We start from the raw sequence: 15761 nt of genomic DNA, 5'->3' as shown, positions 1-15761 counted from the left end.
TGAGCATGCATCCCATCGTTTCCGCCCTGAAGCACCACAAGACCACCGTCGTACTGGTGGCGCTGGAGATCGCGCTGACCTGCGCCATCGTCACCAATGCGCTGTTCCTGATCGGCGACCGCGTGGCGGCCATGCGCGTGGTCACCGGTGTGGCCGACCATGAACTGGTGTGGGCGCGCACCACCGGCCTCGACCTTGGGCAGGACACCAGGATGGGCGCCGATATCGATGCCGACCTGGCCGCCCTGCGCGGCATGCCCGGCGTCGAGTCGGTGGCGATGGCCAACACGCTGCCGTTGAGTCGCAACTACATGAGCGTGGGAGCATGGCGCCGCCCCGGCGACAAGAAAAGCGAAATCGACAACGTGGTCGAGTACGCGGGAACGCCCGGCCTGCTGCATACGCTGGGCATCAAGCTGTCGGCGGGGCGCGATTTCCTGCCGCAGGACTATGTGCCCTACACCCCTGGCCTCTTTGGCAGTCCGGACAGCAAGGCGCCGCCGCCAACGGCCGCCATCGTCACGCACACGCTGGCCGAGGCGCTCTGGCCCGGCGAGAACCCGCTGGGGAAAACCTTCTGGCTGGACAGCGACGGCAAGGAGCCCGTGCAGGTGGTGGGGGTGACCGGCCATCTGCTCAATCCGCGCATCACCAAATACCAGGGCGCGGACCGCAACATGATCTTGCCGTCGACCAGGCTGGTCGGTGGCGTGTACGTACTGAACGTGAGGCCGGACATGCGCGGCGCGGTCGCGCGCGACCTGCCCGGCGTGCTCACCCGCATCGACCCCGCGCGCATGGTGAAGGCGGAGATCTACGCCGATACCATCGCGGACTACTACCACGGCGACCGCGCCATGGTCTGGGTCCTGCTGGTGGTCACCGGCTGCCTGCTGGCGCTGACCGCACTGGGCGTGGTGGGCCTGTCCAGCTTCTGGGTGCAGCAGCGCACGCGGCAGATCGGCATCCGCCGCGCCATCGGCGCCACGCGGCGCGACATCCTGCGCTACTTCCAGTTCGAGAACCTGCTGATCGTCACGATGGGTATCGCGGTCGGCTCGCTCGGCGCGGTCGGGTTGAACCTGTGGCTGATGCGGCGTTACGAGCTGGCGCACATGCCGCTGGCGTGGCTGGCCTCGGGCGCCGTCGTGCTGTGGTCGCTGGGGCAGTGCGCCGTGCTCGGTCCTGCGCTGCGCGCGTCGCGCGTGCCGCCGGTGGTGGCGACGCGGACGGTGTAGGAGCGCACCCCGTGCGCGAATGCCCTTGGCTTTGATCCGGCATCAAGGCATTCGCGCGCAAGGTGCGCTCCTGCGGAAACGAAATGAAGGAGTGATGGATGTTCGACTACTACCTGCGCCTGGCCCTGCGCCGCTGCCGGCAGAACGTGCCGATGGTGCTGCTGCTGGTGCTGACCATGGCCATCGGCATCGCCGCGTGCATGACGGCGATGACCATCTTCCGCGCGCTGTCCGGCGCGCCGTTGCCCGGCGTCAGCCCGTACCTCTACGTGGCGACGATGGACGCGCGCGAGGAAGTGGACAAGGATAACCCCGACTACAAGCAGCCCGACAGTCTGCTCAAGCTGGTCGACGCCAGGGTCCTGGTGGACGCGCATCGCGCCGTGCAGCAGGTGGCGGTGGCGCAGAGCCTCACGCTGCTGGGCGACATGGACGGCAGGAAATCCGAGCAGGCCTATGGCCTGATGGCCTACGGGCTGGCGGTGCAGGCCCTGGGCGTGCCGCTGCGCTACGGGCGGCCGTGGACCGAGGCCGAACTGGCCGCGAATGCGCCGGTGCTGGTGATCGACACGCACGTGGCGCAGAAGCTGTTCGGCACCGAGGACGCCGTCGGCCGCAGCGTCATGCTGGGGCAGCGCAGCTTCCGCGTGATCGGCGTGTCCGGCGAATGGAAGCCGCGCGTGCAGATCTTCAACCTGGCCGAGAACGCCGGCAGCGTGATGGGGCAGGAGGAGAACTTCTTCGTGCCGGCGCAGGCCGCGCTGGACGCGGGCGTGGGGCCGCTCATCGCGGGCGAATGCGGCAAGGGGGCGCCGGTGGTCAGCTTCCAGTCGGCGGCGGTGGCGCAGTGCCGCTGGATGGAGACCTGGGTGCGGCTGGACACGCCGTCGCAGCTGGCCGACTACGGCCGCTTCCTTGCCGGTTACGCGGATGCCCAGCACGATGCCGGCCGCTTCGCCTATCCGCCGCAGGCGAAGCTGTACGGCACGCAGGCGTGGATGACGCTGAACCGCGTGGTGCCGGACGACGTGCACCTCAACCTGATGCTGGCGGGCGCCTTCCTGCTGCTGTGCCTGGTCAACGTGGCGGGCCTGCTGGCCGCGCGCTTCCTGCGCCGGCAGGGCGACGTGGCGATCCGCCGCGCGCTGGGCGCCTCCAGGCGCGACGTGTTCGTGCAGCACCTGGTCGAGACCGGGCTGCTGGGCCTGATCGGCGGCGCGCTGGCGCTGCCGCTGACCTGGCTGGGGCTGTGGATCGTGCGCATGCAGCCGGTGAGCTACGCGGAGGCCGCGCGTTTCAGCCCGGGCGTGTTCGTCATCCTGTTCGCGCTCTCGGTGGGCGTGGGCCTGCTGGTCGGCATCCTGCCGGCATGGCGCGTGTGCCGGCAGCCGCCGGCGTTGCAGATCAAGATCGCGTAAGGGAACCGCCATGCGACACATCATCAAGCCGCTGTTCCGCCATCGCATGATGCCGCTGCTGGTGCTGCTGCAGGTGGCGCTGGCCTGCGCCATCGCGTGCAACGCGCTGTTCCTGCTGCAGCAGAAACTGGTGCCCATCGTGTCCCCGGACGGCGTGGGGAACCCGGATCGCCTGATCGTGGCGTGGAACATCGCGCCGCGCGGCCAGCCCTGGCCGACCAGCCGACTCGACCAGGTCGCGGCGGAACTGCGCGCCATTCCCGGAGTGGGCTCGGTCAGCGTGGCCGGCTCCTTCCCGATGGAGACCGTGGCGCAGATGAACGGCGGCGTGTACGGCGAAGGCGCCCACCCGGCCAAGGCCGATACCGCGGTCTACATCGGCACCCATCTGCGCGACACGCTGGGCCTGAAGCTGGTGGCGGGGCGCGACTTCAGCGCCGCCGAGGAAGGCGTGTCGTACAAGGGCATGGGCCTCGACGAGAACGGGCCGGCGATCATCACGCGCGCACTGGCGGAGCGGCTGTTCCCCGGTGGCGACGCGCTGGGCCATGTGCTGCGCCTGGGCGATGCCGCGGACGCGGGACGGCGCACCGTGGTCGGCGTGGTCGAGCACCTGATGCGCAACAAGTTCGGCCAGGACGACCGCGAGGACATCGACTACAGCATGCTGTTCCCGAGCATACCCACGAACTGGCCGATGCCGATATTCGCGCTGCGGGCGCGCTCGGCCGCGGAGGTGGACGGCGTGCTCAAGGCGGCCAAGGCCACGCTCAAGCGCGAACTCGGTCCCGAGATGATCCAGGGCATCGACCCCGCCTACGAGATGTACGGCGACATGCGCGAACGCCAGATGGCGCAGCCGAAGGCCGCGGTGTGGCTGCTGTCCGGCGTCAGCCTGATCGTGCTGCTGGTCACCGTGGTCGGCATCATGGGCCTGACCAGCTACTGGGTGCAGCAACGCACGCGGCAGATCGGCATCCGCCGCGCGCTGGGCGCGCGCCGCGGCAACATCCTGCGCGACGTGCAACTGGAGAACCTGCTGGTGGTGGGCGGCGGGATCCTGCTCGGCATGGCGCTGGCCTACGCGATCAACCTGTGGCTGATGCACCACTACGAGCTGGCGCGCCTGCCGTGGACCTACCTGCCATATGGCGCGGCGCTGATGCTGCTGCTCGGCCAGCTCGCCGTGCTGTCGCCGGCATTGCGTGCCGCGCGCGTGCCGCCGGTGGTGGCGACGCGGTCGGTGTAGGAGCGCACCCTGTGCGCGATGGCTCCGATGCTTGATCGAAGCAAAGGCAATCGCGCACAGGGTGCGCTCCTGCAGGCACGAGACAAAGGGGGATGGATGTTCGGCTACTACCTTGAAATCGCCGTGCGCAGCCTGCGCCGCAGCATGGGGCTCACCCTGTTGATGGTGCTTGCCATCGGCTTTGGCGTGGGTGCATCGATGACGGCCTACGCGGTATTCCGTGCAGTATCGGGAGACCCGATCCCATGGAAGTCATCCCGTTTGTTCGTGCCGCAGATCGACGCATGGGGGCCGGCGGAGCGTGGCGGGAGCGGCGAGCCGCAGGATGCGCTGGCCTACGCCGATGCGATGGCCCTGATGCGCGATCACCGTGCCGCACGGCAATCGGCGATCTATGCCGTAGCCCCTTCGGTGCTGCCCACGGACGCCAGCCGCACGCCGATTCCGCTGGATGGCTTCGCGGTGTATGGCGAGTTCTTCCCGATGCTGGATGTCCCGTTCGAATACGGCAGCGGCTGGGGCTCGGGGGACGATGCGCGCGGCGCGCCCGTGGCGGTGATCGGCGATGCGCTCAACCGCAGGCTGTTCGGCGGTGCGAACAGTGTGGGCAGGACGGTGGGCATCGACGGGCGCGGCTACCGCGTGGTCGGCGTGATGAAGCCATGGAACCCGCAGCCGGCGTTCTTCGACGTGGTGGACACCGGCGGTTTCGGCGGCGACGGCCCCGATCTGTTCCTGCCCTTCCAGGCCGCCATTGCAGCCGGCATGGAGAACGCCGGCAGCACCAACTGCCCGAAGGGCGGCACGCCGGCCGCGCCGGGTTTCGCCGGCCTGCAATCGTCGGCCTGCACGTGGATCGTCTACATGGCCGAACTGGATGATGCGGCGGCGGTGCGCGGTTACCGGCAATACCTCGACGAGTATGCGCGCGAACAGCAGCGGCTCGGCCGCTTCGGCTGGTCGCCCGACAACCGGCTGCGCGGCCTGCGGGCCTGGCTGGACCACGAACACATCGTGCCCGACGACACCAGGGTATCGATGCTGGTGGCCCTGGGTCTGCTGTTGGTGTGTCTGCTCAACACGGTGGGGCTGCTGCTGACGAAGTTCCTGCGACGCAGCGGAGAGATCGGCGTGCGCCGCGCGTTGGGAGCCTCGCGCAGCGCGGTCTGCATGCAGTTCCTCGCCGAGGCCGCGGTGATAGGCATGGCCGGTGGAATGCTTGGTCTGTTGCTGACCGGGTTCGGCGTGCTTGCGGCCGACCAGGTGCTGCCCATGGACCTGACCGGCCTGGCGCATGTGGACGTGAGCCTGCTCTTGCTCGCCGTGGCGGTGGCCGTGCTGGCGACCATGCTGGCCGGCCTGTATCCGGCGATACGGGCTTCGCGCGTGCAACCCGCGTGGCAGTTGAAGACGCAATGAGGGGAATGCGATGAGACTGCACCCGATCCTCGCCGCCCTGCGCCCCCACAAGACCGGTGTCGGGTTGATCGCGCTGCAGATCGCGCTGACCCTGGCGATCGTCTGCAACGCGACCTTCATCATCGGCCAGCGCATGGTGCGCATCGATCGCCCGACCGGTGTGGCCGAAGCTGGCCTGGTCCGCATTTCGCAACAATGGCTGGACGCGCCGGTGGGCGACGATGCCGCCGCCGTCGAGCAACTGGACGCCATGCAACGCACGGATCTCGCCGTGCTGGGCGGCCTGCCCGATGTCCAGCAGGTCGCGGCCTCCGCCAGCATGCCACTGCAAGGCATGATCTGGAGCGGCTACCTCACGCTTGTGCCGCAGCCGACAGCGCCGAACGTGCAGGCGGCCTACTACTACGGTGACGAACATCTGCGCAGCACGCTCGGCCTGCAACTGGTTGCGGGGCGCGACTTCACGGCCAGCGAAATCCAGCACCGCGCGATCCGCGGCACGGCCGGTTCGTCCGTGGTCATCGTGAGCCAACCGGTGGCGGATGCGCTGTTTCCACGGGGCGGCGCGCTGGGCAAGACGATCTACCAGGACGGCAAGCCGGCGACCATCGTCGGCATCGTGCGGCGGTTGCAGACGCCGACGCTGTCGGCCTGGGGCAGCGGCTGGTCGTACAACTCGGTGCTGGAGCCGATGCGCCTGGACGGTGCCGCGGCCAGCTATGCGCTGCGCGCGAAGCCGGGCCGCGAGCAGGCCGTGATGCGCGAGGCGCGCAAGGCGTTGCTGGCGGTCGATCCGATGCGGCTGATGCCGGACAGCTGGGGTGTCCAGCCGTTCTCCGAAATCCGGGCCAAGGTCTATCGTGCCGACCGCGGCATGGCGCTGTTGATGGGCGCGATCTGCCTGATCCTGCTGTGTGTCACCGCCGCCGGCATCGTCGGCCTCACCAGCTTCTGGGTGGGTCAGCGGCGCAAGCAGATCGGCGTGCGCCGTGCATTGGGTGCGCGCAGGATCGACATCCTGCGGTATTTCCAGCTCGAAAACCTTTTCATCGCAGGGATGGGCGCCGCGTTGGGCCTGTTGCTGGCGATTGGTTTCAACTTCTGGTTGATGCACCGCTACGCGCTCGAGCGGTTGCCCACCGCCTACGTGCTGGCCGGCATGGTTGCCATGCTGCTGCTGGGGCAGGCGGCGGTGTTCGTGCCGGCGCGGCGGGCATCCCGCGTGCCGCCGGTGGTCGCCACGCGCAGCGTGTGATGTGCGCAGAATTTCATATACGTAGGCCAATCGTCATGGCAACCTTTTCGACCGGAGCCGCATCCATGCGGACATGTGCAGGAAAAGCATGAGAACCGTACTGATCGTCGACGACAACCCGGCCGTGGGCGAGGCGCTGTCGCTGCTGCTGTCGCTGCACGACATCCGCCCGCTGGTGGCGCTGAACCAGGCCGAGGGGCTGGCGGCGCTGGAGCGCGAGCGGGTGGACGTGGTGATCCAGGACATGAACTTCACCGCCGACACCACCTCGGGCGAGGAGGGCGTGGAGCTGTTCCGCGCGATCCGCGAGCGGCACCCGGACCTGCCGGTGATCCTGCTCACCGCGTGGACGCACCTGGAGACCGCGGTGGAACTGGTGAAGGCCGGCGCCGCCGACTACCTCGCCAAGCCGTGGGACGACAACAAGCTGCTGGCTACGGTGGAGAATCTGCTGGAACTGTCCGAGTCCACGCGCGAGGCGAGCCGCGCGCGGCGCGAGCGCCGCCGCCGCCGCGAAGTGCTGCAGAACACCTATGAACTGGATGGCCTGGTGTTCGCTTCCGAGGCGATGGCGCGCACGCTGGACCTGGCCTGCCAGGTGGCGCGCGCCGAGGTGCCCGTCCTCATCACCGGGCCGAACGGTGCGGGCAAGGAGCGCATCGCGGCGATCGTGCACGCGAACTCGCTGGTGAAGAAGGGCCCGTTCGTGGCGGTGAACTGCGGCGCGTTGCCGGGCGAGCTGATCGAGGCCGAGCTGTTCGGCGCCGATGCCGGTGCCTATACCGGCGCGAACAAGGCGCGCGAGGGCCGCTTCGAACTGGCCGACGGCGGCACGCTGTTCCTCGACGAGATCGGCAACCTGCCGCTGCCTGGCCAGATGAAGCTGCTGCGCGTGCTGGAAACCGGGCAGTTCGAGCGGCTCGGTTCCGGCCGCACGCGGCAGGCCAAGGTACGCGTGCTCTCCGCCACGAATGCCGACCTCAAGGCGATGATCCGCGCCGGAACCTTCCGCGAGGATCTGTATTACCGCCTCAACGTGATCGAGGTGAACCTGCCGCCGCTGTCCGAGCGCACGGACGACGTGCTGCTGCTGGCCGAGCATTTCCTTGCCGGCCGCGCCACGCTGGGCGACGCCGCGCGCGAGGCGCTGCTGGCCTATCCGTGGCCGGGCAACGTGCGCGAGCTGAAGAACGCGATCGAGCGCGCCGCGCTGCTGGCCGGCGGCAAGCCGATCACGCCGGAGCTGCTCAATTTGCCGCAGGTCGCGCCGGCCGCCGCGCGCAACCTCGACGAACCCAGCCGCGAGGCGGTGGAGGGCGCGTTGCACCAGGCCGAAGGCGTGGTGAGCCGCGCGGCGCAGTCGCTGGGCCTGTCGCGCCAGGCGCTGTACCGGCGCATGGAGCGTTACGGGCTGACGGCGCCGGCATGAGTTGCCTTTTCTCCCTTTGGACGCGGGGAGCAGGCATGGGTGGCCGTGTCTTGAGGAGCGAGGAAGAGGGGAGGGGATGAGGAGGCGGTCGAGGTGCGTTGCCGATGTCTTGTGCAAGTCATCGGCGTTTCGCTCCGCCCGAACCCTCACCGCCCAGCAATCCCCTCTCCCGGAGGGAGAGGGGATTGCTGGGCGGTGTTCCCGTGTGTGCCGGGATGGTGGCAGGGGTGCCATACCTCCCTTGTCGCTGCCGCAGGTTGCGACGAAACTGCCGCGAGTAACCACTGGGAGCACATCATGCGTATCCTGAAGTTCGTTGCCTTGCCGCTCTGCCTGTCCGCCTTTGCCGCGTCGGCGCAGACGACGACCGCTTCCGACCAGTGGGCTCCCGTCACGCCTGCCGCCAGTGTCGTTTCCGACGGCAACCATGCGGCGCACGCCGGCGACGCGGCGGCCAGGCCTTCGCCGTTCAAGTTCAAGGAGCCGCGCAAGACCTGGGAGAAGGAGCCGCCGCCGCCGCGCGCCAACGACCAGGAGACGGTGATGGGTACCCAGCACGCATGGATGAACGGCCAGCCGCCGGTCGCCTGCGCACAGACGCCGCACGACCCCGCATGCCGCTGATGTGGCGCCACCTGAGCTCGCTGCAATTCCGGCTGACCGTGCTGCTCGCGGTGGCAGCGGTGACCGGTGCGCTGGTCTACGTGGGGCTGACCCAGTGGCCGCTGCCGCAATTGATCGGCTGGCTGCACAAGGACCTGTCGGTGTCGCTGCGCACGCCGGCGCAGATGGGCGTGTATGGCGGCCTCGTGGTCAGCGTGCTGGTGCTGCTGCCGCTGGCGTGGTGGCTGGCCTACCAGGTGATGTCGCCAGTGAGCCGGATGCTGCGGGCGCTGGAGGGCGCGGTGGCGAGCTACCGCGACGGCGACTTCAGCTTCTCCATCGCCACGCGCCGCAGCGACGAACTGGGCGAGCTGATCCGCATGCACAACGCGCTGGGCCAGACCCTGCGCGACCAGCGCCAGAGCCTGGTGCAGCGTGAACTGCTGCTGGAGACGGTGGTGCAGAACACGCCGGTGGCGCTGGTGCTCACCGACGTCGGCGGCCGCGTGGTGTATTCCAACATCGCCTCGCGCCATCTCTTCAACGACGGCAGGAGCCTCAACGGCCTGGACTTCGCCGAGGTGCTGAAGACCGCACCGGAGGCGCTGTCACGCGCGGTGGAAAGCGGCGAGGATGCCCTGCTCAGCGTGGAGCTGGACGGCACCGAGGAAACCTTCCACCTGTCGCAGCGCGCGTTCCGCCTGCAGGGCCGGCCGCACCGGCTGCACCTGTTCCGGCGCATGACGCGCGAGCTGTCGCGGCAGGAAGTGGCGACGTGGAAGCGGGTGATCCGCGTGATCAGCCACGAGCTCAACAACTCGCTGGCGCCGATTTCCTCGCTGGCGCATTCCGGCGCGGAGCTGGCGCGCCGCGGCGACCTGGAACGCCTGCCCGGGGTGTTCGCCACCATCAGCGGGCGCGCCAAGCACCTGCACGGCTTCATCGCCGGCTACGCCAGCTTCGCCAAGCTGCCGGCGCCGCAGCCGCAGGTGGTGGAGTGGGAGCCGTTCCTTGCCTCGCTGGCGCTGCATTGCCGCTACCAACTGGCTTCGCCCGTGCCCACGCATCCCAGCCGCTTCGACCCGGTGCAGATCGAGCAGGTGCTGATCAACCTGATCAAGAACGCGCACGAATCGGGCAGCGCGGAGGACGAGGTGAGCCTCGCCATCCTCGACGTCGGCAGCGAGCTGCGCATCGAGGTGGCCGACCGCGGCCCCGGCATGAGCGAAACCGTGCTGGCGCAGGCGCTGCTGCCGTTCTATTCCACCAAGCGCTCCGGCACCGGCCTGGGCCTGGCGCTGGCGCGCGAGATCGCCGAGGCGCACGGCGGGCGCGTGCTGCTCGCCAACCGCGAGGGCGGCGGCCTGCGCGTGAGCCTGCGCCTGCCGCAATACGGCGCACGCTAGGCGGGAACCGGCAGGAGCGCACCCTGTGCGCGAATGCCCTGATGTTCGATCGGAGCAAAAGCCATCGCGCACAGGGTGCTCCTACGATGGCGGGTGCGCTCGCCTATACTGCAGGCCTCACTGGGAAGAGGGGCAAGTCATGGGATCGGTTCTCGCGTTGGTCATCGTGGTGCTGGTGGTGGTCGCCCTGCTGAAGATGGTGCGCATCGTGCCGCAGGGCTACGAGTGGACGGTGGAGACCTTCGGCAAGTACACGCGCACGCTCGAGCCCGGGCTGCACCTGCTGGTCCCGGTCTACCAGTCGGTCGGGCGCAAGATGAACCTGATGGAGCAGGTGCTGGACGTGCCCTCGCAGGACGTCATCACCAAGGACAACGCCGTGGTGCGCGTGGACGGCGTGGTGTTCTACCAGGTGCTGGACGCCGCCAAGGCGGCCTACGAGGTGGCGCAGCTGGAACAGGCCGCGCTGGCGCTGGTGATGACCAACATCCGTACCGTGCTCGGTTCGCTGGACCTGGACGAATCGCTCAGCAAGCGCGACGAGATCAATGCGCGCCTGCTCAAGGTGGTGGACGAGGCGACGCATCCGTGGGGCGTCAAGGTCAACCGCATCGAGATCAAGGACATCGCACCGCCGCGCGACCTGGTGGACGCGATGGCGCGGCAGATGAAGGCCGAGCGCGAGAAGCGCGCCAACATCCTCGACGCCGAGGGCTTCCGCCAGGCGGCGATCCTCAAGGCCGAGGGCGAGAAGCAGTCGGTGATCCTTGCCGCCGAAGGCGAGAAGGAGGCCGCCTTCCGCGCCGCCGAGGCGCGCGAGCGCACGGCGGAAGCCGAGGCCAAGGCCACGACGATGGTGTCCGAGGCGATCGCCGGCGGCAACGTCAATGCGCTCAATTACTTCGTCGCCAACAACTACGTCGAGGCGCTGAAGGCGATGGCCGCCTCGCCCAACCAGAAGATGCTGCTGCTGCCCATCGAGGCCACCGGCGTGATCGGCGCGATGGCCGGCATCGCCGAGCTGGCCAAGGAGTCGCTGGGCCAGCAGCAGGCGGCGGCCAAGGTCGTGCCGCCGCCGCGTTGAGGAAAGGCGCCCGCTCCCCCGGCCCCTCTCCCGCAAGCGGGCGAGGGGAGTCTGCGGTCCGAGGGGTTTTGCTCCCCTCTCCCGCTTGCGGGAGAGGGGAGGGGTTGGGGGAGAGGGGCTTTTCACGGAGGAACCAGGCATGAGCCATCTGGACCACGCCAAATCCCTGCGCTCGACCCAGACGCCCGCCGAAGAACGCCTGTGGTATCACCTGCGGGCACACCGCTTCCTCGGTCTCAAGTTCTAGCGACAGAAACCGCTCGGCCCCTACATCGTCGATTTCGTCTGCATGGAATGCATTCCTGGTGGTCGAGCTGGACGGCAGCCAGCATGGCGATCAAGTCGCCTATGATCGTGGGCGTGAGGCGTGGCTGGCGGGGCAGGGTTTCACCGTGCTGCGCTTCTGGAACCACGATGTATTGAACCGGACGGAAAGCGTGCTCGAACGAATCAGGCAATTCGTCGAGGGCGTGCCCTCTCCCCCAACCCCTCTCCCGCAAGCGGGAGAGGGGAGTTGAACGGAAACCTCCCATGCTCGGACAGATCGCAACGCACTACCTGTGGTGGATCCTCGCCCTGCTGCTGATCGCGGGCGAGGTGATGATGCCCGGCTACTTCCTGCTGTGGGTCGGCATCGCGGCGGCGGCGATGGGCGTGCTGCTGTGGCTGTTCCCGGGCCTGGGCCTGCTGGCGCAGGCGGTGTTGTTCGCCGTGCTGGCGCTGGCCGCGTGCCTGGCCTATGCGCGCTGGCTGCGGCCGCGCGTCGAGCGCGATGCGCCCGGCGGCGAACGGCTCAACCGCCGTGCCGAGCAGATGGTCGGCCAGCGCTACGAACTGGTCGAGCCCATCGTCAACGGACGTGGCAAGGTGCGCGTGGGCGACGGCCAGTGGCTGGTGAGCGGGCCGGAGGACCTGCCGCTGGGCAGCACGGTGGAGGTGGTGGCGGTGGATGGCACCACGCTCAAGGTGCGTGCGGCCGCATGAGCGCATCGCCCGTGAGCGTGCACCCGCCGGTCACCGCGGCGTTGAACACGCGCATCGCCTTCCTGCTGGAACTGGCGCGGCGGCTGCACCAGTACGGCACCTCGGCGCCGCGGCTGGAGATGGCCATCGACCTCTGTGCGCGCCGGCTGGGCCTGCAGGCCGACGTATGGTCCAGCCCCACCGCGATCATCGTTTCCTTCGCGGACCTGGCGCAGGGCAACGAGGGCGTGGCGCAGACCACGCAGGTGATGCGGCTGGCCCCCGGCGACGTGAACCTGGCGCGCCTGTGCGAGGCGGATGCGATCGCCGACCGCGTGATCGCGGGCGAGCTGGACCTGCGCCAGGGCTGGCGCCTGCTGCGTGCGCTGGGCGCGCCGGAGTCGCGCAAGGCGATGGTCAACACCGTGGTCAGCTACGGCCTCTCCGCGGCCAGCATCGCGGCGCTGTTCCTGCACAGCTCCTGGGCCGACCTCGTGGTGGCGGCAGTGATCGGCATGCTGATCGGCGTGATCACCCTGCGCGCGGCCAGCCGGCCGCGGCTGGCCGCGGCCAGCGACGCGATCAGTGCCATCGTGGCGACCGCGGTGGCGATCCTGGTCAGTGCCTTCGTGGTGCCGCTGTCAATCAAGTCGGTGGTGCTGGCTGCGCTGATCATCCTGGTGCCCGGCATGTCGCTCACCACGGCGGTGCGCGAGGTGTCCAGCGGCCACCTGGTATCCGGCATGGCGCGCATGGGCGGCGCCACGGCGACCCTGCTCAAGCTGGTCTTCGGCACGGTGGCGGCCAGCGAGGTCTGCGACGCGCTCGGCATCCATGCGCGCGATTTCGCGCTGCCGCCGCTGCCGGAGTGGGCCGACTGGCCGGCCCTGCTGGTGGCCGCGGTGGCGTTCGCGATGCTGTTCCGCGCGGCATGGCGCGACTGGCCGGCGGTGATCGTGGCGGTGATCGCCGGCTACCTCGCCACGCGCTGGGGCGGCGAGTTCTCCGGCCGCCTGCCCAGTGCGCCATTCGGCGTGTTCGTCGGCGGCCTGCTGGTCAGCGCATTGTCCAACCTGTATGCGCGGCAGTGGCGGCGACCGGGCGCGGTGATCCGCGAGCCGGGCATCCTGCTGCTGGTGCCGGGCAGCGTGGGTTTCCGCAGCGTCTCCTTCCTGCTCGAGCGCGATACCAGCCTGGGCATGGATACGGCGCTGCTGCTGGTCACCCTGCTGGTGTCGCTGGTGGCGGGCCTGCTGTTCGGCGAATTGCTGGTGTCGCCGCGCCGCTCCCTGTAATCAGCCACCGGTCGTATCCCGAATAAGCTGGAACAAAAACGCCGACCCGGAAGTCGGCGTTTTCGTCAAGAGTGCGGCCAGGGATGGCCGCCCGTTTGATCTCCGCGATCACGGATGATCGCAAAGCATCGAATCAGACCAGCAGGTCCTTTTCCTTCTTGCCGGCCTTCAGCGCGTCGTTGAACCAGCGCGGGCGCTTGCCGCGGCCGGACCAGGTCTGCTCGGCATTCGCCGGGTTGCGGTACTTCGGGGGCACCACGCCACCGCTGCGGCGCTTGCCGCGGGTGCCGCCGAAAATGTCGTCGAAGCTGTAACCCTCGGCCTTGATCAGGGCGTGGATCTTTTCGCGCAGCTTGACGACCTTTTCCTTTTTCATTTCGTGCTGGCGCGACTGCGCCTTGCTGATCAGGTCGTTGAGCTGGTTGTGGTTGAGGTTCTTGATATCGATGGCGGCCATCGGAGACTCCAGTGACAGGATGGATTTAATGCGATCCGGATGCGCGCAGACGGGCATTGCCGGTGCGGTCGCCATTTTTACCCGAATAAATGCCATTTTGCAAAAGACATGGCGTCGCGAATTGGCCGTTGCGCGCATTTAGGCAATTAGCCGGGATAATCCGTGGCGCGGGCACGAAAGCAAACGGCCGCGCGAGGCGGCCGTTTGTCGTTGCATTTGAAACCGTTTTCAGTCGAGCATTCCCAGCAATTCGTCGCGCGTTACGGCGCGGCTTTCCGCTTCGTGGCGCGCGCGGTATTCCAGCGTGCCGGCGGCGAGGCCGCGTTCGCTGACCACCACGCGGTGCGGAATGCCGATCAGTTCCATGTCGGCGAACATCGCGCCGGGGCGCAGGCCGCGGTCGTCCAGCACCGTCTCGATGCCGCGCGCGGCGAGCTCCTGGTACAGCGATTCGCCCGCGGCGGCGATCTCCGGGTTGCCCTTGGGATTGATCACGCACACCGCCATGCGCCACGGCGCCATCGCCTCCGGCCAGACGATGCCGGCCTCGTCGTGGCGCTGCTCGATGGCGGCGGCCACGATGCGGCTGATGCCGATGCCGTAGCAGCCCATCATCATCACCTGGGCCTTGCCCTGGTCGTCCAGCACGGTGGCGCCCAGCGCCTCGGCGTACTTGCTGCCGAGCTGGAACACGTGGCCCACCTCGATGCCGCGGGCCAGGCGCAGCGTGCCCTTGCCGTCGGGCGAGGGATCGCCCTCGACCACCTGGCGGATGTCCTCGACGCGCGTGATGCGCGCGTCGCGCTCCCAGTTGGCGCCGGCATGGTGGGTGCCGTCGGCATTGCCGCCGCAGACGAAATCGGCCAGCACGGCCGCGCTGCGGTCCACGATCACCGGGATGGTTCCCGGCAGGCCGGCGGGCCCGATGAAGCCGGGGCGCGTGCCGGTGGCGGCGAGGATCTCCGCCTCGCTGGCGAGCTCGACCTCGTCGGCCAATTCGGCCAGCTTGCCGGCCTTCACTTCGTTCAATTCGTGGTCGCCGCGCAGGCACAGCGCCACCAGCCCGTCGCGGCCTTTCACCAGCAGGGTTTTCACGCATTGCGCGGGTGAAACGCCGAGGAATGCGCTGACCTCGGCAATGGTTTTCTGGGCGGGCGTGTCGACGCGCTGCAATTCGGCGCGGGCGGCGGGGCGCGAAACGGCCGGCGCCAATGCCTCGGCCTTTTCCACGTTCGCCGCGTAATCGGAACCGTCGGAAAACACGATGGCGTCCTCGCCCGAATCGGCCAGCACCTGGAATTCGTGGCTGGCATTGCCGCCGATCGCGCCGGTGTCGGCCTGTACCGCGCGGAACTGCAAGCCCAGCCGGGTGAAAATGCGCGAATAGGCGTCGTACATCGCCTGGTAGGTTTCGGCCAGCGATTCCTGCCCGAGATGGAAGGAATACGCGTCCTTCATCAGGAACTCGCGCGCGCGCATCACGCCGAAGCGCGGGCGGATCTCGTCGCGGAACTTGGTCTGGATCTGGTAGAAGTTGACCGGCAGTTGCTTGTAGCTGTTGAGTTCGTTGCGCGCGTAATCGGTGACGACTTCCTCGGCGGTGGGCGCGTAACAGAATTCCTGTTCCTTGCGGTCCCTGATCTTCAGCAGCTGCGGACCGAATTTCGCCCAGCGGGCGGTTTCTTCCCACAGCTCCTTCGGCTGGATCGTGGGCATCAGCATCTCGATGGCGCCGGCGCGGTTCATTTCCTCGCGCACCACGTTTTCCACCTTGCGCAGCACGCGCAGGCCCAGCGGCGACCAGGTGTAGAGGCCGGAGGCGAGCTTGCGGATCATGCCGGCGCGCAGCATCAGCCGGTGGCTGGCGACCTCGGCGTCGGCGGGTACTTCCTTGACGGTGGCCAGGTGGAATTGGCTGAGGCGCATGCAGGCGGTTTCCGGCGTT

General features: G+C 68.5%; 15 protein-coding genes. 13 read left to right on the top strand and 2 right to left on the bottom strand.

What is annotated here, in order from left to right; translation table 11 throughout:
* The first annotated feature begins 5 nt into the window (after positions 1-5).
* From IHE47_RS01785 to IHE47_RS01730, 13 genes are all read left to right on the top strand, one after another.
* A complete protein-coding gene (locus IHE47_RS01785) occupies positions 6-1238 on the top strand; it encodes an FtsX-like permease family protein (RefSeq protein WP_192103620.1) in 1233 nt (410 codons plus the stop codon).
* 98 nt (positions 1239-1336) lie between these two features.
* Complete coding sequence (locus IHE47_RS01780; RefSeq protein ID WP_192103618.1) at positions 1337-2656, top strand: ABC transporter permease; 1320 nt, start codon at positions 1337-1339, stop codon at positions 2654-2656.
* A 10-nt stretch (positions 2657-2666) separates the two neighbouring features.
* Positions 2667-3905 carry an FtsX-like permease family protein gene (locus IHE47_RS01775; RefSeq protein ID WP_192103616.1) on the top strand — a complete coding sequence of 413 codons (1239 nt, stop codon included), beginning with the start codon at positions 2667-2669 and terminating at the stop codon, positions 3903-3905.
* Positions 3906-4001: 96 nt separating this feature from the next.
* A complete protein-coding gene (locus IHE47_RS01770) occupies positions 4002-5324 on the top strand; it encodes an ABC transporter permease (protein WP_192103614.1) in 1323 nt (440 codons plus the stop codon).
* A gap of 10 nt (positions 5325-5334) precedes the next feature.
* Complete coding sequence (locus IHE47_RS01765) at positions 5335-6579, top strand: FtsX-like permease family protein (RefSeq protein WP_192103612.1); 1245 nt, start codon at positions 5335-5337, stop codon at positions 6577-6579.
* An 88-nt stretch (positions 6580-6667) separates the two neighbouring features.
* Positions 6668-8008 carry a sigma-54 dependent transcriptional regulator gene (locus tag IHE47_RS01760; protein ID WP_192103610.1) on the top strand — a complete coding sequence of 447 codons (1341 nt, stop codon included), beginning with the start codon at positions 6668-6670 and terminating at the stop codon, positions 8006-8008.
* Between the two features lie 297 nt (positions 8009-8305).
* Entirely contained in the window at positions 8306-8632 is a 327-nt protein-coding gene (locus tag IHE47_RS01755; protein ID WP_192103608.1) for a hypothetical protein, read from the top strand.
* Positions 8632-10017 (top strand): ATP-binding protein, encoded by a 1386-nt coding sequence (locus IHE47_RS01750; RefSeq protein WP_192103705.1) that lies wholly within the window; start codon positions 8632-8634, stop codon positions 10015-10017. Before IHE47_RS01755 ends, IHE47_RS01750 begins: the two co-directional genes overlap by 1 nt.
* Before the next feature lie 139 nt (positions 10018-10156).
* A complete protein-coding gene (locus tag IHE47_RS01745; RefSeq protein WP_192103606.1) occupies positions 10157-11101 on the top strand; it encodes an SPFH domain-containing protein in 945 nt (314 codons plus the stop codon).
* A 139-nt stretch (positions 11102-11240) separates the two neighbouring features.
* On the top strand, positions 11241-11348 hold the full coding sequence (locus tag IHE47_RS17945; RefSeq protein ID WP_343227421.1) for a DUF559 domain-containing protein: 108 nt from the start codon (positions 11241-11243) through the stop codon (positions 11346-11348).
* Between the two features lie 58 nt (positions 11349-11406).
* The gene (locus IHE47_RS17940) at positions 11407-11619 is read left to right on the top strand and encodes a DUF559 domain-containing protein (protein ID WP_343227420.1); all 213 of its coding nucleotides are present in this window, start codon (positions 11407-11409) and stop codon (positions 11617-11619) included.
* Positions 11620-11632: 13 nt separating this feature from the next.
* Positions 11633-12085, top strand: a complete 453-nt coding sequence (locus IHE47_RS01735) for an NfeD family protein (RefSeq protein WP_192103604.1) — start codon at positions 11633-11635, stop codon at positions 12083-12085.
* Positions 12082-13359 (top strand): threonine/serine exporter family protein, encoded by a 1278-nt coding sequence (locus tag IHE47_RS01730; RefSeq protein WP_192103602.1) that lies wholly within the window; start codon positions 12082-12084, stop codon positions 13357-13359. The genes IHE47_RS01735 and IHE47_RS01730 overlap by 4 nt, the downstream gene beginning before the upstream one ends.
* 133 nt (positions 13360-13492) lie before the next feature.
* Here the strand turns inward: IHE47_RS01730 and IHE47_RS01725 are convergent, their stop codons facing one another.
* The gene (locus IHE47_RS01725; protein WP_192103600.1) at positions 13493-13816 is read right to left on the bottom strand and encodes an H-NS histone family protein; all 324 of its coding nucleotides are present in this window, start codon (positions 13814-13816) and stop codon (positions 13493-13495) included.
* A gap of 228 nt (positions 13817-14044) precedes the next feature.
* The gene (locus IHE47_RS01720; RefSeq protein ID WP_192103598.1) at positions 14045-15742 is read right to left on the bottom strand and encodes a proline--tRNA ligase; all 1698 of its coding nucleotides are present in this window, start codon (positions 15740-15742) and stop codon (positions 14045-14047) included.
* Positions 15743-15761 lie beyond the last annotated feature (19 nt).

It is taken from the genome of Rhodanobacter sp. DHB23, assembly GCF_014842975.1.
GTDB lineage: Bacteria > Pseudomonadota > Gammaproteobacteria > Xanthomonadales > Rhodanobacteraceae > Rhodanobacter_A.
This window is presented reverse-complemented; position numbering and strand designations above follow the sequence as displayed.